The organism is Massilia polaris (assembly GCF_012927275.1).
Taxonomy (GTDB): domain Bacteria; phylum Pseudomonadota; class Gammaproteobacteria; order Burkholderiales; family Burkholderiaceae_D; genus Telluria_A; species Telluria_A polaris.
On record NZ_JABBGG010000007.1, the window covers coordinates 50876 to 73493 of the forward strand.

A 22618-nucleotide genomic window follows, 5' to 3' on the forward strand; every position below is an offset into this window, starting at 1 on the left:
AAATGCTATGGAAAGCCGTCGGGAAGGAATTGCGCTGCCGCTATACGGCGCATGCTAAAATCCCTCTCTTGTCTGTCGGGAGTTTTATCGGCCGCGCCGCGGCGCGGAAGCACCCCGGCAGGTCGTTCCGTGCAGTTTTGCGTACACCTATAAACAAAGCCTGAGAGCAGTCGACCCGCCAATGGATCAATTCGCCAAAGAAACAATCCCTATTTCCCTCGAAGAAGAGATGCGCAAGAGCTACCTCGATTACGCGATGAGCGTGATCGTTGGCCGCGCCTTGCCGGATGTGCGCGACGGCCTCAAGCCGGTGCACCGCCGCGTCCTGTTCGCCATGCACGAGATGAACAACGTGTACAACCGCCCGTACGTCAAGTGCGCGCGCGTGGTCGGCGAGACGATGGGTAAGTACCACCCGCACGGCGACGCGTCGATTTACGACACGCTGGTGCGTATGGCGCAGGACTTCTCGCTGCGCTACACGCTGGTCGACGGCCAGGGTAACTTCGGCTCGATCGACGGCGACAGCGCCGCGGCGATGCGATACACCGAGTGCCGCCTCGACAAGATCGCCAGCGAAGTGCTGGCCGATATCGACAAGGACACGGTCGACTTCCAGCCGAACTACGACGGCAAGGAGAAAGAGCCGACCGTCCTGCCGACCCGCATTCCGAACCTGCTGATCAACGGCTCGTCGGGTATCGCGGTCGGCATGGCGACCAACATCCCTCCGCACAACCTGTCGGAAGTGATCAAGGGCGCGCTGCACGTACTGAACAACCCGGACTGCTCGATCGATGAACTGATCGAACTGATTCCAGCGCCTGACTTCCCGACCGCCGGCATCATCTACGGCGTCTCGGGCGTGCGCGACGGTTACCGCACCGGCCGTGGCCGCGTCGTCATGCGCGCCAAGACCCACTTCGAAGAGTACGGCAAGGACGGCGGCCGCATCGCGATCATCGTCGACGAGCTGCCGTACCAGGTCAACAAGAAGTCGCTGCTCGAACGGATCGCCGAGAACGTGCGCGACAAGAAGCTCGAAGGCATCTCCGACATCCGCGACGAGTCCGACAAGTCGGGCATGCGCGTGGTGATTGAGCTGAAGCGCGGCGAAGTGCCAGAGGTTGTGCTGAACAACCTGTACAAGCAGACCCAGTTGCAGGACACCTTCGGCATGAACATGGTGGCGCTGGTCGACGGCCAGCCGAAACTGCTGAACCTCAAGCAGATGCTGGTGTGCTTCCTGCAACACCGCCGCGAAGTGGTCACGCGCCGCACCGTGTTTGACCTGCGCAAGGCGCGCGAACGCGGCCACATGCTGGAAGGCCTGGCAGTGGCGCTGGCGAACATCGACGACTTCATCGCGATCATCAAGGCCGCGCCTACGCCGCCGATCGCGAAGACGGAACTGATGCAGCGCGCCTGGGATTCGTCCGTGGTGCGCGAAATGCTGATCCGCACCGAAACCGGCGCCGCCGGCGGCATCGAGGCGTTCCGCCCTGAGCACCTGCCGAAGCACTACGGCATGCAGCAGGACGGCCTGTACAAGCTGTCGGACGAACAGGCGCAGGAAATCCTGCAGATGCGCCTGCAGCGCCTGACCGGCCTTGAGCAGGACAAGATCGTCAACGAGTACAAAGAAGTCATGACGCACATCGCCGACCTGCTGGACATCCTGGCACGTCCGGAGCGCGTCACCGCGATCATCACCGACGAGATGGGACAGGTCGTCAACGAGTACACCGCCAACGGCAAGGATGCGCGCCGCTCGGCGATCGAACACAATCCGACCGACCTGGGAACCGAAGACCTGATCACGCCGCAGGACATGGTCGTGACCTTGTCGCACACCGGCTACATGAAGTCGACGCCGATTACCGAGTACCGCGCGCAGAAGCGCGGCGGGCGCGGCAAGCAGGCGATGATGACCAAGGACGAGGACTGGATCGACCAGCTGTTCATCGCGAACACGCACGACTACATCCTGTGCTTCTCGAACCGCGGCCGCATGTACTGGCTGAAGGTATGGGAAGTTCCGCAAGGCTCGCGCAACTCGCGCGGCAAGCCGATCGTCAACATGTTCCCGCTGCAGGACAACGAGAAGATCACCGTGGTACTGCCGCTGTCGGGCGAGAACCGCACCTTCCCTGAAGACCACTACGTGTTCATGTCGACTAGCCTGGGTACCGTGAAAAAGACCCCGCTGCAGGACTTCTCCAATCCACGCAAGGCCGGCATCATCGCGGTCGACCTGGATGACGGCGACTTCCTGATCGGCGCTGCGCTCACCGATGGCAAGCATGACGTGATGCTGTTCTCCGACGCCGGCAAGGCCGTGCGCTTCGACGAGAACGACGTGCGTCCGATGGGCCGTACCGCGCGCGGTGTGCGCGGCATGAACCTGGAAGATGGCCAGAACGTGATCGCGCTGCTGGTTGCGGAAAACGAGCAGCAGTCCGTGCTGACCGCGACCGAGAATGGCTTCGGCAAGCGTACTCCGATCACCGAGTACACCCGCCACGGCCGCGGCACCAAGGGCATGATCGCGATCCAGACCAGCGAGCGTAACGGCAAGGTCGTTGCCGCGACCCTGGTCGAGCCAACCGACGAGATCATGCTGATCACGACCGGCGGTGTGCTGATCCGCACCCGTGTCGCCGAGATCCGCGAGATGGGCCGCGCAACCCAGGGCGTGACCCTGATTGCGGTGGAAGACGGCACCAAGCTGTCCGGCCTGCAGCGCGTGGTCGAGACCGATCTGGAGGAAGTGGAGCTGTCGCCTGCGGATTCCAATGGTTCGGTTGATGCAGCGGAATCGACGGATTCGTCCGACGCCGCCGAATAAGTCAGCGACGTATAAGGGCCAGGCCGTTTTCACCGGAAGGTGAGGGCGCCTGGCCTTTTTTCATTGCACCGTCGTTCCCGGCATTGCCGGGACCGACTTCCCGCGAAAGCGGGAACCCAAAGGCCGCCGATTGGAATGCTCAGCATGGGTTCCCGCCTACGCGGGAACGACGGCAGTTTGATGACGATGTCGGCGGCACTCTGCATTTCATGCGAAAATCTAACTGTTCAACCAACAGAGGACCGTCAGTGACCCAGATCTTCAACTTCTCCGCCGGCCCGGCCGTTTTGCCGAAGGAAGTGCTCCAGCAAGCCGCTGACGAAATGCTGAACTGGCATGGCAGCGGAATGTCGGTGATGGAGATGAGTCACCGCGGACCTGAGTTTATCTCGATCTACCAGGAGGCAGTGCGCGACCTGCGCGAGCTGCTCAATGTCCCTGGCAATTACCGCATCCTGTTCCTGCAAGGCGGCGGACTGGCGCAAAACGCCGTCATCCCGATGAACATGATCGGCCGCAGCGCGCAACCGGCGACGATCGATTTCGTCCACACCGGCAGCTGGTCCGGCAAGTCGATCAAGGAAGCCGCGCGCTACGCAAACGTCAACGTGGCCGCATCCGCGGAAGCTGGCAAGTTCACCTCGGTGCCGCCGCAGGAGAGCTGGAAACTGTCGCGCGACGCTTCCTACCTTCATATCTGTACCAACGAGACCATCGACGGCGTCGAGTTCAATTTCGTCCCGACCGTGCAGGGCGATACGCCAATCGTCGCCGACATGTCGTCACACATCTTGTCGCGTGTGATCGACGTGTCCCAATACGGTGTCATCTTCGCCGGTGCCCAAAAGAACATTGGCCCTGCCGGCCTGACGCTGGCCATCGTGCGCGAAGACCTGGTCGGCCATGCGCTGCCGATCTGCCCGTCCGCGTTCGATTGGAAGATGGTGGCGGACGCCGACTCGATGTACAACACGCCGCCTACCTACGGCATCTATATCGCCGGACTGGTGTTCGCCTACCTGAAGCGCCAGGGCGGAGTGGCCGAGATCGAAAAGCGCAATATCGCCAAGGCCGAGCTGCTGTACGCTGCGCTCGACGCCGACGACTTTTACCAGAACAGGGTGGCGAAGGACTGCCGCTCGCGCATGAACGTGCCGTTCTACCTGCGCGACGAATCACTGAACGAAAAATTCCTGGCCGGCGCCAAAGCGCGCGGGCTGCTGCAACTGAAGGGCCACAAGTCCGTCGGCGGTATGCGGGCATCGATCTACAACGCGATGTCGATCGACGGGGTGCAATCCCTGGTCGATTATTTGAACGAGTTCGCCGGCCGCTGACGCGGCCCCAGCACGTCGTTCCCGTTTTCACGGGAACGACGGCATATAAAGACGCTACCGTAGAAATGACAGACAAACTAAAACCACTCCGCGAACAGATCGACGCCATCGACGCGCAGATACTTGACCTTCTGTCGCGCCGTGCGCGGCTCGCGCAGGACGTCGGCCACGTCAAGGCCGAGACCAACGCGCCCGTGTTTCGCCCGGAGCGCGAAGCGCAGGTGCTGCGTGGCGTCGCCGAACGCAATCCGGGCCCGCTGAAGGACCCTGAAATCCAGACCATTTTCCGCGAGATCATGTCCGCCTGCCGCTCGCTCGAACGGCGCGTCACTGTTGCCTACCTCGGCCCCGCCGGCACCTTCAGCGAGCAGGCGGTGTACCAGCAGTTCGGCCGCGCGGTCGAAGGCCTGCCGTGCGTGTCGATCGACGAAGTGTTCCGCGCCACCGAAGCCGGTACCGCCGATTTCGGCGTTGTCCCGGTCGAGAATTCATCCGAAGGCGCGATCAACCGCACGCTTGACCTGATGCTGGCCACCACCACCGTCATCAGCGGCGAGGTCGCGATCGCGGTCCAGCACAGCCTGATGACCAAGACCGGCAGCATGGACGGCGTCACCGTCGTCTGCGCCCATTCGCAGGCGCTGGCGCAGTGCCAGGCCTGGCTCAACCTGCACCATCCGAACCTTGAGCGGCGCGCGGTGGCGTCGAACGCCGAAGCTGCCGTCATGGCCAGCAAGGATCCGTCGATTGCCGCCATCGCCAGCGAAATGGCGGGCCAGCAGTACGGGCTCGCCGTCGTGGCGGGCCATATCCAGGACGACCCGCACAACCGCACCCGTTTCGCCGTCATCGGACACCTGCACACCAGTCCGTCCGGCCACGACCAGACCTCGCTGGTGCTGGCGGTGCCGAACAAGGCAGGCGCGGTGTACAACCTGCTGGCGCCATTGGCGACGCACGGCGTGTCGATGACGCGCTTCGAATCGCGCCCGGCCCGTATCGGAACCTGGGAGTACTACTTCTATGTCGACATCGAGGGCCACGAGCATGACCCTGCCGTCGCCCGCGCGCTGATTGAACTGAAAGATAATGCTGCATTTTTCAAAGTGCTGGGATCGTACCCGCTCAGCCTCTAACCACTTTTAATCGAGATTTACATGTCCAAGCATTTCGGTCCAGATTACGTACGCGCCATCGCTCCTTACCAGGCAGGCAAGCCAATCGCGGAAGTCGCGCGCGAGTTCGGCCTCGACGAGGCAAACATCGTCAAGCTCGCATCGAACGAGAATCCGTTCGGCGTGCCTGAGTCGAGCAAGAAGGCGATGGCGCAAGTCGTGGCCGACCTCGGGCGTTACCCGGATGCGAACGGCTTCGACCTGAAGGCGGCGCTGGCCAAGCGCTACGACGTGCCCGCCGACTGGATCACGCTCGGCAACGGCAGCAACGACATCCTCGAAATCGCTGCGCACGCCTTCGTGCAAAAGGGCCAGGCGGTGGTCTACTCGCAGTATTCGTTCGCAGTGTACGCATTGGCCACGCAAGGCGTCGGCGCACGCGCGATCGTCGTGCCTGCGGCCGAATACGGCCATGACCTCGATGCGATGGCAGCCGCTATCGATGCGGATACCAGGCTCGTATTCATCGCCAACCCGAACAACCCGACCGGCACCTTTATCCCGGCCGCGCAGATCGAAGCGTTCCTGAACCAGGTTCCTGAAACCGTCATCGTGGTGCTGGATGAGGCGTACAACGAGTTCCTCGCGCCCGAACACCAGTTCGAGTCCGCGCAGTGGGTGCGCAAGTATCCGAACCTGGTCGTGTCGCGCACCTTCAGCAAGGCGTACGGCCTCGCTGGCCTGCGCGTCGGCTTCGCGATTGCGCAGCCGGCAGTGACGGACCTGATGAACCGCATCCGCCAGCCATTCAACGTCAACTCGCTGGCGCAAGCCGCTGCGATTGCGGCGCTGAACGACACCGTGTTCCTGGAAGAGGGCGCGCGCAACAACGCCGCCGGCTACCAGCAGTTCGTCGAAGCGTTCGATGAACTGGGCCTCGAATACGTCCCATCGTTCGGCAACTTCGTGCTGGTGCGCGTCGGTGACGACGACGAAGCCGGTGCGCGCGTCAACCTGGCGTTGCTGAAGCAGGGCGTCATCGTGCGCCCGGTCGGCAACTACGGCCTGCCGCAATGGCTGCGCATTTCCATCGGCCTGCCGAAGGAAAACGCAGTCTTCCTCGCAGCGCTCAAGCAGGCGCTGGGCTGACGTGACGGGCAAGGTCGTCATCTTCGGCGTCGGCCTGATCGGCGGCTCGTTTGCGCGGGCGCTGAAGCGTGCCGGCGCGGCCGCGAAGATTGTCGGCGTCGGGCGTTCTCCCGAAGCGATGGCGCGCGCCCTTGAACTTGGCATCGTTGACGAAGTCGCCGCATCCCCGGCCGAAGCGATGCGCGGAGCCGATCTGGTACTGATTGCTGCGCCGGTCGCGCAGACCGGCGCGATACTCGCGTCTATCCTGCCGCACCTGGAACCGGGAACGGTCGTCACCGATGCCGGCAGCACCAAATCCGACGTTGTGCAGGCCGCGCGCGAAGCGCTGGGCGTCCGGATCGGGCAGTTCGTTCCCGGTCACCCGATCGCCGGGCGCGAAACCAACGGCCCGGATGCCGCCATTCCTGACCTCTACATCGGCAAGAAGGTCGTCCTGACGCCGCTGCCAGAAAACGCCGCCGCCGACGTCGAGCGCGTTGCCGCCGCATGGCGCGCTTGCGGGGCGCTGATCCACAAGCTGTCGCCAGCCGAGCATGACAAGGTATTCGCCGCGGTCAGCCACCTGCCGCACCTGCTGGCATACGCGCTGGTCGACGACATCGCCAACAAGCCGCACGCCAAACAGCTGTTCCAGTACGCCGCCAGCGGCTTCCGCGACTTCACCCGCATCGCCGGTTCGTCGCCAGAGATGTGGCGCGACATCAGCCTGGCCAATCGCGAAGCCCTGCTCGGTGAGCTTGACGCATATCTGGCACAATTAACCGGGCTGCGCGCCATGCTGGCCTCAAGCGACGGCGCAGCACTGGAATCGGTGTACGCCAACGCGCAGCACGCGCGCCGCGAATGGATCGAAGCCATCGAGGCCGCCGAGACCCCGGCCGACCACGACAGCGCCAAATAAACCCCAAGGAACCTGGCATGACGCAGCAGCAACAGCAACACCCGCATTTCATCGACCTCGAACCTGTCATGCACGTGGAAGGCGTCGTGCGGCTGCCAGGATCGAAGAGCATCTCGAATCGCACGCTGCTGCTGGCCGCGCTGGCGGAGGGCACCACCACCATCCACGACCTGCTGGCGTCCGACGACACCCTGGTGATGCTGGGCGCGCTGCGCTCGCTGGGCATCCGGTGGGAGCAGGTCGACGAGCGCACCCACATCGTGCATGGCGAAGGCGGCACGCTGCCGGCGCACGAAGCCGACCTGTTCATGGGTAACGCCGGCACGGCGATCCGCCCGCTGACGGCGGCACTGGCCGTGATCGGCGGCGACTACACGCTGCATGGCGTCTCGCGCATGCACGAGCGCCCGATCGGCGACCTGGTCGACGCGCTGAACGCGGTTGGCGCACAGATCGAATACACCGGCGTCGAAGGCTTCCCGCCGCTGCGCATCCGCCGCGGCCATATCCACGCGCAGCAGCGCATGAGCGTGCGCGGCGATGTGTCGAGCCAGTTCCTGACCGCGCTGCTGATGTCCGCACCGCTGATGGCAAAGGAGCACCCGGTCGTCATCGACGTCGAGGGCGAGCTCATTTCGAAGCCGTACATAGAGATCACGCTGAACCTGATGCGCCGCTTTGGCGTGACGGTGGAGCAGGACGGCTGGCAGTCCTTCACGGTAAAGCCGGGCCAGCGCTACGCCAGCCCGGGCAGCATCCACGTCGAAGGCGACGCCTCGTCGGCCTCGTACTTCCTGGCAGCTGGTGCAATCGCCGGCGGTCCGGTACGGGTCGAGGGAGTAGGGCGCGACAGCATCCAGGGCGACGTGCGCTTTGCCGATGCACTGGAAATGATGGGCGCGACAATCACCCGCGGCGACAACTGGATCGAGGCGACGTCGAACGGCGTGCTGAAAGCGATCGACGCCGACTTCAACCACATTCCCGACGCCGCCATGACCCTGGCCGTGGCCGCGCTGTACGCCGAAGGCACCACCACGCTGCGTAACATCGCCAGCTGGCGCGTCAAGGAAACCGACCGCCTTGCCGCGATGGCCACCGAGCTGCGCAAGCTGGGCGCGACGGTGGAAGAGGGCGCGGACTACATCAGCGTCACGCCGCCGGTCGAAATCCAGCCGGCCAGTATCGACACCTACGACGACCACCGCATGGCGATGTGCTTCTCGCTGGCGACGCTGGATGGCAAGGCGCGGCGCGGCGCCCGGATGCGCATCATGGATCCGAAATGCGTGGCCAAGACCTTCCCCGATTACTTCACGGCCTTCGCGGCCATCGCGCGCAACGAGCTGTTTTGACCGTTGCGCCCCGCAGCACATAACTAATAACTTACATGCCAAACTCGCACATTCCCGTCATCACAATCGACGGCCCGACCGCATCGGGCAAGGGCACGGTGGCCCACAAGGTCGCCGACAAGCTGGGCTTCCACTGCCTCGACTCCGGTTCGCTGTACCGCCTGACCGCGCTGACCGCGATCCGCCGCGGCAGCGACCTGCACGACGAGCACGCGATCGCCAAGCTGGCCGAGCACCTGCCGGTCAGCTTCGCCGGCGGCGAGATCTTGCTGGCCCACGAAAACGTCAGCCAGGCGATCCGCGCCGAGGAAGTTGGCAACATGGCATCGCAGATCGCCGCCTTGCCGACCGTGCGCCAGGCCCTGTACGCGCTGCAACTGGGCTTCCGCAAGGCGCCGGGTCTGGTGGCGGACGGGCGCGACATGGGCACCGTGATCTTCCCCAATGCTCAGCTCAAAGTGTTCCTCACCGCAAGTGTCGAAGCACGGGCACAACGCCGATATAAGCAATTGATTGACAAGGGGTTTTCTGCTAACATGGAAGACCTCCTGTCCGATTTGCAGGCGCGCGACGACCGTGACACGCACCGTGCGATCGCCCCGCTGGTACCGGCAGAAGGTGCGCATTTCCTCGATACATCCAATATGACGGCTGATCAAGCCATCGAACAGGTGCTCCAGTGGTATGCGCATTTGAAGTGACAGGCTGGATTTTCGGCCTTTAAGGTGCTCGGCTCCGGCATGTGTCGGGGACGGGTGTTGTTTTAACTCAACCCAGTTCAGGTCGCATTTGTGACGGTCCTGCTGGCTAACTCTATTAATCCTATGTCTACTGCAACAACTGAAGCAACCGGTATGGAAAGTTTCGCAGCGCTCTTCGAAGAGTCGCTGTCACGCCAGGATATGCGTTCGGGCGAAGTTATTTCCGCTGAAGTCGTTCGTCTCGACCACAACTTCGTGATCGTTAACGCCGGCCTCAAGTCCGAAGCTTTCATTCCTATCGAAGAATTCAAGAACGACCAGGGCGAACTGGAAGTTCAAGTCGGCGACTTCGTTTCCGTAGCGATTGAGTCGCTGGAAAACGGTTTCGGCGACACCATCCTGTCGCGTGACAAGGCGAAGCGCCTGGCATCGTGGCTGGCACTGGAAAAAGCGATGGAATCGGGCGAGATCGTCGTCGGTACCGTCAATGGCAAAGTCAAGGGCGGCCTGACCGTGCTGACCAACGGCATCCGCGCATTCCTGCCGGGTTCGCTGGTTGACACCCGTCCAGTCAAGGACACCACCCCATTCGAAGGCAAGACCCTCGAGTTCAAGGTTATCAAGCTGGACCGCAAGCGCAACAACGTCGTTCTGTCGCGCCGCGCCGTTATCGAAGCTTCGATGGGCGAAGAGCGCCAGAAGCTGATGGAAACCCTGAAAGAAGGCACCGTGGTTACCGGCGTCGTCAAGAACATCACCGACTACGGTGCGTTCGTTGACCTGGGCGGCATCGACGGCCTGCTGCACATCACCGACCTGGCATGGCGTCGTGTGCGTCACCCATCGGAAGTGCTGACCGTTGGCCAGGAAATCACCGCGAAAGTCCTGAAGTACGATCAGGAAAAGAACCGTGTTTCGCTGGGCGTCAAGCAGCTGGGCGACGATCCATGGACCGGTCTGTCGCGTCGCTACCCACAGGGCACCCGTCTGTTCGGCAAGGTCACCAACCTCACCGACTACGGCGCGTTCGTGGAAGTCGAGCAGGGCATCGAAGGCCTGGTACACGTCTCCGAAATGGACTGGACCAACAAGAACGTCGCTCCTAACAAGGTTGTCCAGCTGGGCGACGAAGTAGAAGTGATGGTTCTCGAGATCGACGAAGAGCGCCGCCGTATTTCGCTGGGCATGAAGCAGTGCAAAGCGAATCCATGGGACGAGTTCGGCATGACCCACAAGAAGGGCGACAAAGTCCGTGGCGCAATCAAGTCGATCACCGACTTCGGCGTGTTCATCGGCCTGGCTGGCAACATCGACGGCCTGGTACACCTGTCCGACCTGTCGTGGACCGAAGCTGGCGAAGAAGCTGTTCGCAGGTTCAAGAAGGGCGACGAACTGGAAGCAGTTGTGCTGGCAATCGACGTTGAGCGCGAGCGCGTTTCCCTGGGCGTCAAGCAGCTCGAAGGCGACCCGTTCAACAACTTCGCGGCAATGAACGACAAAGGCTCCCTGGTAACGGGTACGGTCAAGTCGGTTGAGCCAAAAGGCGCTGTCATCCAGCTGTCCGAAGAAGTTGAAGGCTACCTGCGTGCTTCCGAAATCTCGCGCGACCGCGTTGAAGATGCCGGCACCCACCTGAAAGTCGGCGACAGCGTTGAAGCACTGGTCATCAACATCGACCGCAAAGCTCGCAGCATCCAGCTGTCGATCAAAGCGAAAGACAATGTTGAAACCCAGGAAGCAATGCAGAAGATGGCATCGACCTCCGACAGCAGCGCAGCATCGGGCACCACCAGCCTGGGCGCACTGCTGAAGGCCAAGTTCGACAACAAGAACTAAGACCTTCGGGACTGCCAGATGACCAAGTCCGAGTTGATCAACCGCCTGGCTGAGCGTTACTCTCAGCTGGTGGCCAAGGATGCGGAGTATGCTGTCAAGACCATTCTCGATGCAATGACCAACGCTTTGGCGACTGGCCAGCGCATCGAGATCCGTGGTTTCGGCAGTTTTGCCCTGAACAGCAGGCCGCCACGCATTGGACGCAATCCTAAGTCCGGCGACAAGGTGATGGTTCCCGAAAAACGGGTGCCGCACTTCAAGCCAGGCAAACAATTGCGCGAGCGCGTAGACGCGATGGTCGGACAACCGATCATCGAAGATTAAGTCGTCTGGCGATACAGAAAACGGCGTCCTCGGATGCCGTTTTTTTATGGGTGAAGCATTCGTAGAGCGCAGCCCGTACCGTTATTTCATTGTTAGCATGTCGTTCCCGTGGAAACGGGAACCCATGCTGAGTTTGCTAAATTGGCTCAGCATGGATTACCGCGGGGCCGCCGAGGCGGTCGCGGGAACGACGTTTTAACTAGACGATTGCGTATCGGCAAGGCTCAATCGCCCCTGCTTATAATGGTAAGATGCCACACCCGCGAACCCTTCCATTTGGACCCCGCTGATGAAATTTGTATCCACCATTGTTGGCATTATCCTGTTCGTGCTGTTCTTCGGCTTCGCGCTGAAAAACACGCAGGAAGTCGACCTGCATTTTTTCCTGAACTATGAACTGCGCGGCCCCCTGGTGCTGATGCTGCTGGCGTTCTTCGTCGCCGGCGCCGCCCTCGGCATCCTCGCCGTCACGCCGACCGTGTTCCGCCATCGCCGCCTCAGCTCGCAGCACCAGAACACCATCGAAGCGCTGCAAAGCGTCGCGCGCACCAGCACCGTGCAACCGCAGCCGGACAGCGTCAACAACCGGCAATAAGCCAGCGGCGCCAATCAAACCAACAAAAAGAATCGCATGGAATTTGAATTCTGGATGCTTCTTGGCATCCCACTCTTCTTCAGCCTCGGGTGGATCGCCGCCCGCGTCGACATCAGGCAGCTGGTGTCCGAATCGCGCACCCTCCCGCGCGGCTACTTCAAGGGCCTGAACTTCCTGCTCAACGAGCAGCCCGACAAGGCCATCGACGCCTTCATCGAAATCGTCAAGCTCGACCCCGAGACCGCCGACATGCACTTCGCGCTCGGCAACCTGTTCCGCCGCCGCGGCGAAGTCGAACGCGCGATACGCGTGCACCAGAACCTGCTCGCCCGCCCCGACCTGCCGCTCGACCAGCAGCACCACGCCGGCTACGAGCTTGGCATGGACTACCTGAAGGCCGGCCTGCTGGACCGCGCCGAAGAGACCTTCAACGGCCTCGTGGACTCGCAGTACGGCGTGCAGGCGCAGCGCGCGCTGCTCGAAATCTACCAGCGCGAAAAAGAATGGAAGCGCGCGATCACCGCGGCCCAGGGCCTGCAGGCATCGGGCGCCGGCACGCGCCAGAAAGAGATCGCCCAGTTCTACTGCGAACTTGCGCAAGACGCGCTGGTGCACCTGCACACCGATGAAGCGATGGAGCTGCTCGACCAGGCGCTGCACTCCGATCGCACCAACGTCCGCGCCACCATCCTGATCGGCGACGTCCAGCTGGCCAAGGGCGATGTCGAAGGGGCGCTGATGACGTGGCGCCGCGTCGAACAGCAAAGCGTGCCGCACGTGGCGCTGGTCGCCACCCGCCTGATGGACGGCTACCGCAAGGTCGGGCGTCCGCAGGAAGGCGTCAACCTGCTCCGCTCCTACCTGGCCGAAGCCTCGTCGATCGACCTGATTGAAGTCGTGTTCAAGGCCGTCACCGAACTCGATGGCGCGCAGGCAGCCAAGGACCTCGTGGTCGAAGAACTGCGCCGCACGCCGACCTTGCTCGGACTCGACAAGCTGCTGGAAGCCCGCATGATGGACGCGCCGCCCGAACTCTTCGACGAACTCTCGATGGTCAAGAACCTCGTGCACGGCTACACCCAGAAGCTCGCGCGCTACCAGTGCAGCCACTGCGGCTTCAAGGCGCGCCAGTTCTACTGGCAGTGCCCGGGCTGCAGCCGCTGGGACTCGTACCCGCCGCGCCGCACCGAAGAACTCAATGTGATGAACTAAGGTTCGCAATACCACCAACAGAGGGACTGGCCGGCCGGTCCCGCTCCAGACACCAGCCACTCCGGTACCAGACAAATGATCAGTCGCCTGCTCTCCGCGGACACCTATCCGCATATCGCCACCCCCAACCTTGAAAACGTCCGCATCCTCGTGGTCGGCGACGTCATGCTGGACCGCTACTGGTTCGGTGACGTCAGCCGCATCTCGCCGGAAGCGCCGGTGCCGATCGTGCGCATCGAGAAGCGCGAAGAGCGCCTCGGCGGCGCCGCCAACGTCGCGCGCAACGCCGCCGCGCTGGGCGCCTACGCCGGCCTGCTCGGCGTGGTTGGTGCGGACGAAGCGGGCACGCAAGTAGAGACGCTGCTGCGCGACTCGCAGATTCACAGCTTCCTGCAGCGCGACGACGCGATTTCGACGATCATCAAGCTGCGCGTGATCGGCCGCCAGCAGCAGCTGCTGCGCATCGACTTCGAAGAAGCGCCGACCGACACGGTCCTGCGCGACAAGCTCACCCAGTTCAACGCGCTGCTGCCTGACTACAACGTGGTGATCCTGTCCGACTACAACAAGGGCAGTCTGGTCAACGTCGCGCAGATGGTGGCAGCGGCGCGCGCGGCTGGCAAGATCGTCATGGTCGACCCGAAAGGCGAGGACTTCACGCCGTACGCCGGCGCCAGCGTACTCACGCCGAACAAGTCGGAGCTGAAGCGCGTGGTGGGCAGCTGGTCGAGCGAAGAACAGCTGACGACCAAGGCGCAGGCGCTGCGTGAAGAACTGCGCCTCGACGCGCTGCTGCTGACGCGATCGGAAGAGGGCATGAGCCTGTACACGGCGGACGAAGTGCTGCACGTGCACGCCGACGCGCGCGAGGTGTACGACGTCTCCGGTGCCGGCGACACGGTGATCGCCACGATGGCCGCGATGCTTGGCGCCGGCATGACGATGTCCGACGCCATCATGACCGCCAACCGCGCCGGTGGCATCGTCGTCGGCAAGCTTGGCACTGCCACCGTCACCCGCGCCGAGCTCTTCGGCAACTAAGTTTCCCGGATTCGTCGTCGGGCCCAAGCGCTAAAATCGGGGTCCGTCCCCGGGGACGGACCCCGATTTTGGAACACCAATTGCGGTAGTGTCGGATCGTTGTTTTTGATCAAACGGAAAACGTCAACGGTAAGCCACGCTTGAGCCGTTAAGCGCGAGGGACCGCATCCGCTGTTCCCACTTGACTACTCACGGAGAAAATCAACATGATCAAGAAACTGATGCTTGCGGTCGCAACGCTGTGCGCTACGATGGGTTTCGCTTTCGCCCAGGTCGACGTGAACAAGGCCGATAGCGCCGCCCTCGATGGCGTCAAGGGCGTTGGCCCGGCAATGTCGAAGGCGATTCTCACCGAGCGCGAAAAAGGCGGCGAGTTCAAGGACTGGGCCGATTTCCAGAAACGCGTCAAAGGCGTCGGCGACAAGAAGGCAATGAAGCTGTCCGCAGCCGGCCTCCAGGTCAACGGCAAGCCAATGGAGGGCGCCGCCGCCAAGCCAGCCAAGACCTCGGCCAAGCCGGTGGGCAAGCCTGCCGCCGAGCCCGCAAAGATGTAAGCCTGGCCGCCTTCGGGCCGCAGGTCCGGAAAGCCCCGCAGGCCCTGCCGCGCGGGGTTTTTTTTGTCTGTATGGACAGCCGAAACGCGGCCGGCCATGAGAAGATACAGCGCTTCTACCGGACAACTGTTTTTAGAAAGAGGACCACCAATGCCCACCGTTCGTTCCGCTTCCAGCCTGATCGCAGGCGTGCTCGCCATCGCCGCCGGCGCCGCGTCGGCCGCCGCGCCAGCCGCGCCTGACGTCACCGGCCACCAGGCGCAGATCGACAAGATCGTCAGCGAGATTTCGCCCCAGCGTATCGAAGGCTATGTGCGCAAGCTGGTCAGCTTCCAGACCCGCCATACGATGTCGGAAACGGAATCGGACACGGTCGGTATCGGTGCCGCGCGCCGCTGGATCAAGGCCGAGATGGAGCGCTGCGGCGCGCAGTCGGGCGGCCGCTTGCAGGTGGCCTTCGACAGCCACGTCGCCCCGGTCTCGGCGCGCATCTCGCGTCCGACCGAAATCGTCAACGTCGTCGCGACCTTGCCGGGCAGCCAGCCGCAGTCGAAGGAGCGCATCTACGTCGTCAGCGGCCACTACGATTCGCGCAATACCGATGTGATGGACGCGAAGGGCGCGGCTCCCGGCGCCAACGACGACGCCTCCGGCACCGCCGCCGTGATGGAAATGGCCTGCGTGATGGCGCGCTACCCCTTCGACGCCACGCTGGTGTTCATGACCGTCGCCGCGGAAGAGCAGGGCCTGATCGGCGCCACCCACTGGGCCGAGCAGGCCGTGCAGAAGAAATTGAACGTGGCCGGCATGTTGACCAACGACATCATCGGCAGCTCGCGCGCGGACGATGGCCGCATCGACGACAAGCAGGTGCGCCTGTTCGCCGAGAGCATTCCAGCCACCAAGGAAATGAGCGAGACCGTGCGCGCGCTGGTCGCCACCGGCGGCGAGAACGATTCGATCTCGCGCCAGCTGGCCCGCCATGTGAAGGAAGTGGGCGAGCGCTACGTGCCTGGCTTCAAGGTGAGCATCGTCCACCGCCGCGACCGCTACCTGCGCGGCGGCGACCATATGCCGTTCCTGGCGCGCGGTTTCGCGGCGCTGCGTTTCTCCGAACCGAACGAGGATTTCGCGCACCAGCATCAGAACGTGCGCAAGGAAGGCGCGATGCAGTACGGCGACCTGCCTGAGTTCAACGACTACAACTACATCGCCCGCGTCGCGCGCGTCAATGCGGCGGCGCTCGCTTCGCTGTCGCTGGCGCCGGCCGCGCCGCAGCAGGTGCAGGTGCGCACCGACAAGCTGGATAACAATTCCACGCTGCTGTGGCTGCCGAATAGCGAGCCGGACCTGGCCGGCTACCGCATCGTATGGCGTGAAACGACTGCTTCGCAATGGCAGGGCTCGCTGTATGTTGGCAACGTGACCGAGGCAACCGTCCGCCTGTCGAAGGACAATTATTTCTTCGGCGTGCAGTCAGTCGACAAGGATGGCAACGCCAGCGTCGCCACCTACCCGGCGCCCCTGCGCTAAGCAGTAAATCCAGGGGAGGTACGTGGATGAATCCGCTACTTCCGCTGCCGCTGACCGCCCTCATACGCGGATGCGCGGCGTGCATTAGAATGGCGTTTTGTCCATCTGCAAAAGAGTTCCCATGCCTTACATGACCATCGAAGATACGATCGGCAACACCCCGCTGGTGCAGCTGGTGCGCGTTCCGGGCGCCGAAGCGCGCGAGCGCAACAACATCATCCTTGGCAAGATGGAAGGCAACAATCCGGCGGGCTCGGTCAAGGACCGCGCCGCGATGTCGATGCTGAAGCGCGCCGAGGAGCGCGGCCAGATCAAGCCGGGCGATACCTTGATTGAGGCAACCAGCGGCAACACCGGCATCGCGCTGGCGATGGCCGCTGCGATCCGCGGCTACAAGATGCTGTTGCTGATGCCCGATAACCTGTCGATCGAGCGCCGCCAGAGCATGGCCGCCTACGGCGCCCAGATCATCCTGACTCCGAAAACCGGCGGCATGGAATATGCGCGCGACATGGCCGACCAGATGCAGCGCGACGGCAAGGGCATCATCCTGGACCAGTTCGGCAATGCCGACAATCCGCGCGCGCACTACGAAACCACCGGCCCGGAAATCTGGCGCGACACCCAAGGCCGTGTCACCCACTTCGTTTCCGCGATGGGCACGACCGGCACCATCATGGGCGTGTCGCAATACCTGAAGGAGCAGAGCGAGGCGGTGCGCATCATCGGCGCCCAGCCCGAAGAGGGCTCGTCGATTCCAGGCATCCGCAAATGGCCGGAAGCCTACCTGCCGAAAATCTTCGACAAGGCACGGGTAGACCAGGTGGAAAGCGTGAGCCAGGCGGCCAGCGAACACATGGCGCGCCGGATGGCGGCGGAAGAGGGAATTTTCTGCGGGATTTCCGCGGCGGGCGCGTGCGAAATCGCGCTGCGCATTTCACAGACGGTGGAGAACGCCACCATCGTTTTCATCGTCTGCGACCGGGGCGACCGCTACCTGTCGACAGGCGTCTTCCCGGCCTAGCAAGGCCCGGCCTGACAAGGCCAGCCATGTCCCGCCACGCGGCGGGACAGCATCAACACCGACCGATCAGGACTGCTCGCCGCTCCCACCAGGGGGTGCGCCTTCTTTTGGCTTGAACTGCTTGTCGCTGATACGGAACTTGTTGCGGCGATCGCCCATCAGGTAGCGCAGGTCGCGGATCGACAGGTCGCTCACTTCGTGCATGCGAATCAGCAGCGATGCGCCGACCGGCAGGCGGTGATGGCGAATCTTCGAGATGACCGGAGGAGCAACTTCCAGTGCGCGCGACAGTGCTGCGTCGTTTTTCAGGCGCAGGTTTTCGATCAGGGTGTCCAGCAACCGGTTCGGGTTGTACTGCAGCAGTTCGTCGGAATCCGAATCGCTGTTCATATCAATGCCAACTTGGTTTGTCATGATGTTAAAAATTCCTATTGTGAGTTGTGTTGCTTATCAAACACGCGGAGCTCGCTGTAGTTGCGACTACTTCACCATATGACGACAGATTCCGTTTGAAACAACTTTTTATAAAATATACACAATTGTACAAGTTATTCCAATCTTATTCTCGCAAGCAATTAGAGCCGTTCCATATTACTTGCATATCATGTTGTCTAATCGCAACATAGCCTGAATGCAATTCTCTCACAAACTCACCAAAAAAATAATTGTTTTTCCGGAAAACTTAAGTGTAATGCAATCTGGTGGGCAGTGCAGCACATTACCAATAAGACCTGTCGCAAAGGCAACTTTGCGGGGGGTATGCTGAAATGATGACTATTCCTCTAGTGCATCGATGACAATGCTGCGCATACCCCGTGGGGGTATGCGACGCGGCACAGGCAGAACAGCGCAACACGGGGGAGTGTTGCAGTTACACTTCATTACAAATCTTTTATGCCTGTCAGGCGTCGCGCTGGCGCCGTGCCCGGACCGCCTTGCCCAGTTCAATCACCGACATTGCATAGAAGTAGCTTCGATTGTATTGAGTGATAGCAAAAAAATTATTTGTCGCCAGCCAATATTCTGTCGGTTCGGCACCGTTTTGCAGGTCAACCAGCCCGAACAGCGCCGCCGGCGGCAGGCTTGCGCTGCTGATCACGCCGGCAGCTTCCAGCTCATCCTGGCGGAACTTCGCTTCCAGGCCCTGGTTGATAAATTTTTCCCAAACATTGCTCGGCGATACGTTGGCGGCGTAGACCAGCGGTCCCGCCTGGTTGCCGTGCCAGCCGTGATTGCGCAGGAAGTTCGCGACCGAGCCGATGGCGTCGGTGCTCGAGTTGATCAGGTCGACCTTGCCGTCCTCGTCGAAATCGACCGCGTGCGCCAGGATGCTGCCCGGCATAAACTGAGGAATCCCGACGGCGCCTGCGAACGAGCCGGTCAGGCTGAGCGGGTCGAGCTTGGCTTTGCGCGCCAGCAGCAGCGTGTTTTCCAGTTCGCTGCGGAAGAACGCCATGCGCGCGTCGCGGTTCGGCGTCTCCGGATACGCGAAGGCGAGGGTGGTCAGCGTGTCGAGCACGCGGAAACGGCCGGTATTGCGGCCATAGACTGTCTCGACACCGATGATGCCGACGATGATTTCGGCCGGCACGCCAAAGCGCGCTTCGGCGCGCGCCAGCGCGGCCGCATTCTCGTTCCAGAATGTCACGCCGCCGTTCAGGCGCACCGGTTCGATGAACAGCTCGCGTACGGCCGCCCAGTTTTTCGGCTTGCCGGGCGGCGCCGGCTTGACCAGCTGGACCGCGGAGTCGACGAAGTGAAGCTGTCCGATCAGCTTGTCCAGCCACTCGCGCTCGAAGCCATGCTTGGCCACCATCTCGCCGGCGAACTGCTGCACCGCCGACCACTCGCGGAAGTTGACCTGCTCGCCGACGTGGTTCACGTTCGCGGTGCGCTTGATCGCTTCCCTGGCGGCTTTCGATGCCGCGGCCTTGGCGGCGACCTTGCGCGGCACGGGCTTTTTTGCCTTGGCCTTTTTAGCCGCGGCGGCTTTTTGCCTGTCTGTCCTGGAATGGTCCGCGGCGTGCACCGCGGGCACGCTGGCGACAGCCAGGGCTAACAGCAGGGATGACAAACGGCGCGGTACCAACAGCTGCAAAAATTTCATCGTGACTCGTTCAACAAACTCTTCAAAGTGGCGGCCAGCCGTGCGTCGGGCGCCGCGGCTGCATACTTGTAGGCGCTGTACAGCGCGAGGAAGCGCGCAACGGCGGCCTTCCTTGCGGGCGCCAGGCCGGACCCCGACACGCGCCGTGCATACGCGCTCGGACCTTCGTCCGCGGCGCGCGGCAAACCCTGTCGGCCCAGCTGCAGGCACATGGCCGAGTATAGCTCATCGATAGGGTCGCCTTGCCTGCGATGTCGCCATGCGCGTCCTATATACAACAGCGTGAGCAGAAGGACAATGCCCGCGCCGACGCGCCAGTCCGACAGCGCTGCATGCAGGTTTGACAGCAGTGCGTGCTGTCGCTGCGGCGTGTAATTCAGTATCCACTGGTTCCATTCGTTATTCAAGGCGCTCCACTGGTTGCGCAGCTGCGCCAGCAGGCTGCTCTCGCTGACGCCTTCGATCAGGCTACCCAGTCCCGCGATGCCGAACGGTTCCTGGCGCGGCAAGGCGCCGGCAAGCCCGCGCTGGACCCGTTCCGGCGCCACCGCCGCGGTCGGGTCGACCCGCTGCCAGCCGCGCCCCGCAAGCCATACCTCGGCCCACGCGTGCGCATCCGACTGGCGTACCGTCATGTAGCCGTCGACCGGATTCATCTCGCCGCCCTGGTAGCCGGTCACCACGCGCGCCGGCACACCGGCCGCGCGCATCAGGAACACGAAGGAGCTGGCGTAGTGTTCGCAAAAGCCTGCGCGGGTAGTGAACAGGAATTCGTCGACCGATTCGCGGCCCAGGCGCGGCGGCTCCAGCGTGTAAATATAGTTCTCGGACCTGAACATCTTCAGCACCGCCTCGACGCGTTTGGCCGGATCGGCGATGCGGCGCAAGGTCTCGCCCATGCGTTTGGCCTGCGGATTGAAGCCCCACGGGAGCATCAGCGACTGCACCACTTCGCCCAATTCCAGCTTCGGCTGGACGCGATAGCTGAGGTAGGAGGTTACGTGGTAGCGCACCCGCGCGTCGATCGGGCGCGCCGCGGTCAGTTCGAGTTCGGACGACACCGAGACCTGGTTGCCCGCCAGCTGGGGCACCTCGGCCGGCAGGTCGAGCGCGAACAGCCAGCGCTTGCCGCCCGGTTCGAGCGTGACCTGCTGGCGCACCGGCCGCCCGGACACCGACATCGCGATGTTCGAGGCCGATGCCTGGGCTTGCACGCGGGTCCAGGTGCGGCCGTCGAAATCGCCCAGCACCAGGCCGCGCCAGTAAAGCTGGGACGGCATCGGCGCGGGACCGTCGAATTTGACGCGGAACGCCGTTTCGCCCGACATCGCGAGGCTCGACAGGTTCCCCGGCGCCATGCTGTCGGACAGGCCGCTGCGGCCGTTCGCGGCGTCGCCCGGCATGCCCCACAGCGGGCCCTCGATCCGAGGGAACACGAAGAACAGCAGCAACGCCAGCGGCAGTCCCATGCCGAGGATCTTCGCGCCGATCAGCAGGCGCCGGCCGAACGACGGCACCGCGCCGGTAAACTGGAACGACAGCTGCGCCGTCAGCAGCGCGATCACCGACACGATCATCGCGATCGCGGTGGCGATGCTTTGCGAGTAGAAGAAGTTTGTCAGCACCAGGAAGAAACACAGGAAGATCACGACGAACAGGTCGCGCCGCGCGTGCATCTCCAGCATCTTGAAAGCCACCAGCAGCACCAGCATCGCCACGCCGGCATCGCGGCCCAGCAGCGTGTGGTAGGTGGCGTACACCGCGCCCATCGCGGCCAGCGAGACCGGCAGCAGCAGGAAGCCTGGCGGCATGCGGGTGCCGCGGAAGGTGATCGACGCGCGCCACAGCAGGGTCGCGCCGCAGGCCGCCGACACCCACAGCGGCAGGTGTGTGGCGTGCGGCGCCAGCACCAGCAGCGCCGCGCCCAGCAGGAGCAGGGTATCGGCCTTGTCGCGCGTGAGGCGCTGCGTGATGGCTGCAAGCGTTTTCAAGCAGCCTCCCCGATGCCGTGCAGGGCCAGCGCGCGCAGGCAGGCGGCGCGGTGCGCGTCGCCGCTCGACGCCGCGAACTGGTGCGCGCCGATCCGGAAGCCGTAGGGCAGGCCGCGCTGTTCGGCGTCGAGCACCCAGCGCGCCATGCGCGACAGGCGCAGTTCGACGTCCATGAAAATCGGCAGGGCGTCGAAGTCGAGCACCAGCTCCTCGTTGGCGCCGCCTTCGAAATGCTTGGTCACCAGCTGGCCGCCGAAGGCAGGATCGAGGCGGGCGATCTGGCGCCACGCCAGGTGGCGCATCGGGTCGCCCGGCTGGTAGCTGCGGATGCCGGCGAAATTGTCGTCGCCGGCATGGCCGATGCCGTCCACGCTGGCGCTGCCGCGCATCGGCAGCGGCGGCGCTTCGGTTTCAGGGAACGGCCACACCAGCACGCGCGCATCGGGCTGCCAGTAGCTCCATGCGGTAAACAGCCCAAGCGGGAAGCGTGTCGACAGGCGCACGCGCGGCGACGGGCACCAGCCGCGTTCTTCGGTCGGCATGCTGAGTCGCGCCACGGTTTCCGCGCGCGCCGCCACATCGACCGCGTGGCGCGGCGTGCCCTGCGACGCGAAATCGATCCAGATCGCGTAGCGGTCCAGGCGCGTGCGGTTGATCAGGTGCAGTTCGAAGTTGGCTTCCTCGCCGGCGAACACCGCCTGCGCGCGGCCGGCGCGCAGGCGCAGGTGCGCCAGGTTCTTATAGGTGAGGTACATGTCCGCCACCGCGCAGGTGCCGGCGAGGAAGGTCAGGCCGAAGCCGAGGCCGAGGTTGTAGTTGATCGAGCCGACCAGCAACACCAGCAGCAGTGCGAAGAAGCCCATGCCGGCGCCGGTGGGCAGAATGAATACGCGGCGCTGGCTCAGAAAAACTTCGCCCGCCTCCGTGCCTTTCATCCGGAACAGCCATTTGTCCGTCTTGCGGCGTACCAGCCCTGTCAGTGCCGCCAGCAT

General features: G+C 63.1%; 19 protein-coding genes. 15 read left to right on the plus strand and 4 right to left on the minus strand.

Annotated features, from left to right (window positions below; translation table 11 throughout):
* Positions 1 to 181: 181 nt before the first annotated feature.
* From gyrA to cysM, 15 genes are all read left to right on the plus strand, one after another.
* Complete coding sequence (gene gyrA / locus HHL21_RS13330; RefSeq protein WP_169466622.1) at positions 182 to 2848, plus strand: DNA gyrase subunit A; 2667 nt, start codon at positions 182 to 184, stop codon at positions 2846 to 2848.
* 248 nt (positions 2849 to 3096) lie between these two features.
* On the plus strand, positions 3097 to 4185 hold the full coding sequence (serC, locus tag HHL21_RS13335; RefSeq protein ID WP_169466625.1) for a 3-phosphoserine/phosphohydroxythreonine transaminase: 1089 nt from the start codon (positions 3097 to 3099) through the stop codon (positions 4183 to 4185).
* 65 nt (positions 4186 to 4250) lie between these two features.
* The gene (gene pheA / locus HHL21_RS13340; protein WP_169466628.1) at positions 4251 to 5321 is read left to right on the plus strand and encodes a prephenate dehydratase; all 1071 of its coding nucleotides are present in this window, start codon (positions 4251 to 4253) and stop codon (positions 5319 to 5321) included.
* 21 nt (positions 5322 to 5342) lie between these two features.
* The gene (gene hisC / locus HHL21_RS13345) at positions 5343 to 6449 is read left to right on the plus strand and encodes a histidinol-phosphate transaminase (protein ID WP_169466631.1); all 1107 of its coding nucleotides are present in this window, start codon (positions 5343 to 5345) and stop codon (positions 6447 to 6449) included.
* A 1-nt stretch (position 6450) separates the two neighbouring features.
* Positions 6451 to 7353, plus strand: coding sequence for a prephenate dehydrogenase (locus HHL21_RS13350; protein WP_169466634.1), 903 nt, complete (start codon positions 6451 to 6453; stop codon positions 7351 to 7353).
* Between the two features lie 17 nt (positions 7354 to 7370).
* Entirely contained in the window at positions 7371 to 8708 is a 1338-nt protein-coding gene (gene aroA / locus HHL21_RS13355) for a 3-phosphoshikimate 1-carboxyvinyltransferase (RefSeq protein ID WP_169466637.1), read from the plus strand.
* Positions 8709 to 8743: 35 nt separating this feature from the next.
* Entirely contained in the window at positions 8744 to 9409 is a 666-nt protein-coding gene (cmk, locus tag HHL21_RS13360; protein WP_169466640.1) for a (d)CMP kinase, read from the plus strand.
* A gap of 153 nt (positions 9410 to 9562) precedes the next feature.
* On the plus strand, positions 9563 to 11245 hold the full coding sequence (rpsA, locus tag HHL21_RS13365) for a 30S ribosomal protein S1 (protein WP_169466643.1): 1683 nt from the start codon (positions 9563 to 9565) through the stop codon (positions 11243 to 11245).
* An 18-nt stretch (positions 11246 to 11263) separates the two neighbouring features.
* Entirely contained in the window at positions 11264 to 11569 is a 306-nt protein-coding gene (locus HHL21_RS13370) for an integration host factor subunit beta (RefSeq protein WP_008446215.1), read from the plus strand.
* A 289-nt stretch (positions 11570 to 11858) separates the two neighbouring features.
* The gene (locus HHL21_RS13375) at positions 11859 to 12164 is read left to right on the plus strand and encodes a LapA family protein (RefSeq protein ID WP_169466646.1); all 306 of its coding nucleotides are present in this window, start codon (positions 11859 to 11861) and stop codon (positions 12162 to 12164) included.
* A gap of 36 nt (positions 12165 to 12200) precedes the next feature.
* A complete protein-coding gene (lapB, locus tag HHL21_RS13380) occupies positions 12201 to 13376 on the plus strand; it encodes a lipopolysaccharide assembly protein LapB (RefSeq protein ID WP_169466649.1) in 1176 nt (391 codons plus the stop codon).
* Between the two features lie 75 nt (positions 13377 to 13451).
* Positions 13452 to 14417: a D-glycero-beta-D-manno-heptose-7-phosphate kinase gene (gene rfaE1 / locus HHL21_RS13385; protein ID WP_169466652.1), complete on the plus strand. Its 966-nt coding sequence runs from the start codon at positions 13452 to 13454 to the stop codon at positions 14415 to 14417.
* A gap of 206 nt (positions 14418 to 14623) precedes the next feature.
* Complete coding sequence (locus HHL21_RS13390; RefSeq protein WP_169466654.1) at positions 14624 to 14971, plus strand: ComEA family DNA-binding protein; 348 nt, start codon at positions 14624 to 14626, stop codon at positions 14969 to 14971.
* A 150-nt stretch (positions 14972 to 15121) separates the two neighbouring features.
* Entirely contained in the window at positions 15122 to 16504 is a 1383-nt protein-coding gene (locus tag HHL21_RS13395) for a M28 family peptidase (protein WP_169466657.1), read from the plus strand.
* Positions 16505 to 16625: 121 nt separating this feature from the next.
* A complete protein-coding gene (cysM, locus tag HHL21_RS13400) occupies positions 16626 to 17528 on the plus strand; it encodes a cysteine synthase CysM (protein ID WP_169466659.1) in 903 nt (300 codons plus the stop codon).
* Between the two features lie 66 nt (positions 17529 to 17594).
* Here cysM and HHL21_RS13405 read toward each other — a convergent pair whose 3' ends face one another.
* The 4 genes from HHL21_RS13405 to HHL21_RS13420 form a co-directional block, all read right to left on the minus strand.
* Positions 17595 to 17942, minus strand: coding sequence for a hypothetical protein (locus HHL21_RS13405; protein ID WP_206085775.1), 348 nt, complete (start codon positions 17940 to 17942; stop codon positions 17595 to 17597).
* A gap of 487 nt (positions 17943 to 18429) precedes the next feature.
* Positions 18430 to 19635 (minus strand): lytic murein transglycosylase B, encoded by a 1206-nt coding sequence (gene mltB / locus HHL21_RS13410; protein WP_169466663.1) that lies wholly within the window; start codon positions 19633 to 19635, stop codon positions 18430 to 18432.
* Complete coding sequence (locus tag HHL21_RS13415) at positions 19632 to 21626, minus strand: transglutaminase TgpA family protein (RefSeq protein WP_169466665.1); 1995 nt, start codon at positions 21624 to 21626, stop codon at positions 19632 to 19634. Before HHL21_RS13415 ends, mltB begins: the two co-directional genes overlap by 4 nt.
* Entirely contained in the window at positions 21623 to 22618 is a 996-nt protein-coding gene (locus HHL21_RS13420; protein ID WP_169466667.1) for a DUF58 domain-containing protein, read from the minus strand. Before HHL21_RS13420 ends, HHL21_RS13415 begins: the two co-directional genes overlap by 4 nt.

Bases quoted from the DNA above. Each gene is read 5' to 3' on its own strand.
- gyrA (WP_169466622.1), top strand. From the start codon at position 182: ATGGATCAATTCGCCAAAGAAACAATCCCTATTTCCCTCGAAGAAGAG.
- pheA (WP_169466628.1), top strand. From the start codon at position 4,251: ATGACAGACAAACTAAAACCACTCCGCGAACAGATCGACGCCATCGAC.
- hisC (WP_169466631.1), top strand. From the start codon at position 5,343: ATGTCCAAGCATTTCGGTCCAGATTACGTACGCGCCATCGCTCCTTAC.
- aroA (WP_169466637.1), top strand. From the start codon at position 7,371: ATGACGCAGCAGCAACAGCAACACCCGCATTTCATCGACCTCGAACCT.
- cmk (WP_169466640.1), top strand. From the start codon at position 8,744: ATGCCAAACTCGCACATTCCCGTCATCACAATCGACGGCCCGACCGCA.
- rpsA (WP_169466643.1), top strand. From the start codon at position 9,563: ATGGAAAGTTTCGCAGCGCTCTTCGAAGAGTCGCTGTCACGCCAGGAT.
- HHL21_RS13370 (WP_008446215.1), top strand. From the start codon at position 11,264: ATGACCAAGTCCGAGTTGATCAACCGCCTGGCTGAGCGTTACTCTCAG.
- HHL21_RS13375 (WP_169466646.1), top strand. From the start codon at position 11,859: ATGAAATTTGTATCCACCATTGTTGGCATTATCCTGTTCGTGCTGTTC.
- lapB (WP_169466649.1), top strand. From the start codon at position 12,201: ATGGAATTTGAATTCTGGATGCTTCTTGGCATCCCACTCTTCTTCAGC.
- rfaE1 (WP_169466652.1), top strand. From the start codon at position 13,452: ATGATCAGTCGCCTGCTCTCCGCGGACACCTATCCGCATATCGCCACC.
- HHL21_RS13390 (WP_169466654.1), top strand. From the start codon at position 14,624: ATGATCAAGAAACTGATGCTTGCGGTCGCAACGCTGTGCGCTACGATG.
- HHL21_RS13395 (WP_169466657.1), top strand. From the start codon at position 15,122: ATGCCCACCGTTCGTTCCGCTTCCAGCCTGATCGCAGGCGTGCTCGCC.
- cysM (WP_169466659.1), top strand. From the start codon at position 16,626: ATGCCTTACATGACCATCGAAGATACGATCGGCAACACCCCGCTGGTG.
- HHL21_RS13405 (WP_206085775.1), bottom strand. From the start codon at position 17,942: ATGACAAACCAAGTTGGCATTGATATGAACAGCGATTCGGATTCCGAC.
- mltB (WP_169466663.1), bottom strand. From the start codon at position 19,635: ATGAAATTTTTGCAGCTGTTGGTACCGCGCCGTTTGTCATCCCTGCTG.
- HHL21_RS13420 (WP_169466667.1), bottom strand. From the start codon at position 22,618: ATGCTGGCGGCACTGACAGGGCTGGTACGCCGCAAGACGGACAAATGG.